The following is a 1,332-nucleotide window of genomic DNA, read 5'->3' as shown; positions in this document are numbered from 1 at the left end:
CGCTGCTCGCCCCGCGCCCGCCCTTGCCCCTGCCGCCGGCGGCGCTCCGCCCGCAGGCCGAGGCGCTGCTGGACGACCCGAACGCCAACCTGCTCGGCACGGCCCTGCCGCGCGCTGTGCTGGCGCGCGCCAGTCTGCCGGTGGCGCGGACCGAGTGGACGATCCCGGCCGGTGTCGTGGCGCCGCGCCCGGTGGAATCGGCAACCTCGATCGAGAAGCTGCTCGGCTGCGCCTATGCCTGGGTCGCGCAGCACGCGGCGCGGCTGCGCGGTGGCCGCGTGGCGGAGGTCCCGGACGGCGCGCGGCTCGCCGGGCTGCTCGCCCATCGCCTCGCGCAGGAAATCTTCCTGCCCGGCACGCCGCCCGATCCCGCCGCGGCGCGGGAAGCGGCAGCGGCGCGGCTGCCCGCGCTGCTCGAGGAGATGGCCGCGCCCCTGCTGGCTGCCGGCATGGCCGCGGACCGCACCCGCATGACGGAGGATCTGCCGCGCGCGACGGAGGCCCTGGCCACCGTGCTGCGCCGGCGCGGCCTGTCCGTGGTCGAGGCCGAGGCGCAACGCTCGCTAGCGGATGAGCCCGAGACCGGCGGGACGCTCTCGGGCGCGATCGACCTGCTGCTGGCGAAGCCGGATGGCAGCCCGGCGCTGCTCGACCTGAAATGGTCCTCCTCCGACAAGCGGCGACGCGCCGAGGTGGCGGAAGGGCGAGCCGTGCAACTCGCGGCCTATTCCGCGATGGCCGGTGCCGGGGAGGATGCCGGCTTCTTCATGCTGGCGCAGCGCCGCGTGGTGGCCGGCGCGGCCTCGGTCTTCGGCGGCCCCGCCGCGCCCGCCCTCGGCGTCGCGTGGTCCGATCTGCGGGCAGCGCGGCGGCTGCGGCTCGCCACCGCACAGGGCGGGACGCTGCGCGCCCTCGGCATCGGCTGGGACGACAGGAAGAGCCCGAAGGAACCGGACCCAGACGGCGCCCCGCTGCGGATGCCGCCGCCGTGCCGCTTCTGCGACCTCGGCCGCCTCTGCGGGAAGGAGACGCTGCGATGACCGGACTGCCCCCCATGGGACCACCGGCGGGCGCCGTGGACGTGTTCAACGCCTCGGCCGGCACCGGCAAGACGCATCTGCTCTGCGAGACGCTGCTCGGGGAAATCGCCGGCGGTAAGGCGGAGCCCGAGGGCGTCGTCGCCGTCACCTTCACCCGCGCCGCCGCGCGCGACCTGGTGGAGCGGGCGCGCGGGCGGCTGTTCGAGGCCGGGCAGCGCGCGGCCGCGCAGCGCCTGATCGGCGCGCGGATCGGCACGGTGCACGGCGTCTTCGGCGGCCTGCTCGCCGAGCA

General features: G+C 76.9%; 2 protein-coding genes. Both read left to right on the top strand.

The genetic code is table 11. The features are described from left to right. Positions 1-1,040, top strand: a 1,040-nt coding sequence (locus OZN99_RS31745) for a PD-(D/E)XK nuclease family protein (RefSeq protein ID WP_270939175.1), incomplete at its 5' end; no start/stop codon positions are given. Beyond that, positions 1,037-1,332: UvrD-helicase domain-containing protein (locus OZN99_RS31740; protein ID WP_270939174.1), on the top strand; the 296-nt coding region annotated here is incomplete at its 3' end. The genes OZN99_RS31745 and OZN99_RS31740, both read left to right, overlap by 4 nt.

Origin of the sequence: Falsiroseomonas oryzae (assembly GCF_027856955.1) — a bacterium.
Lineage (GTDB): Bacteria > Pseudomonadota > Alphaproteobacteria > Acetobacterales > Acetobacteraceae > Falsiroseomonas > Falsiroseomonas oryzae.
Note: the sequence above shows the minus strand (reverse complement) of the source record. Positions and strands in the feature narration are given on the sequence as shown.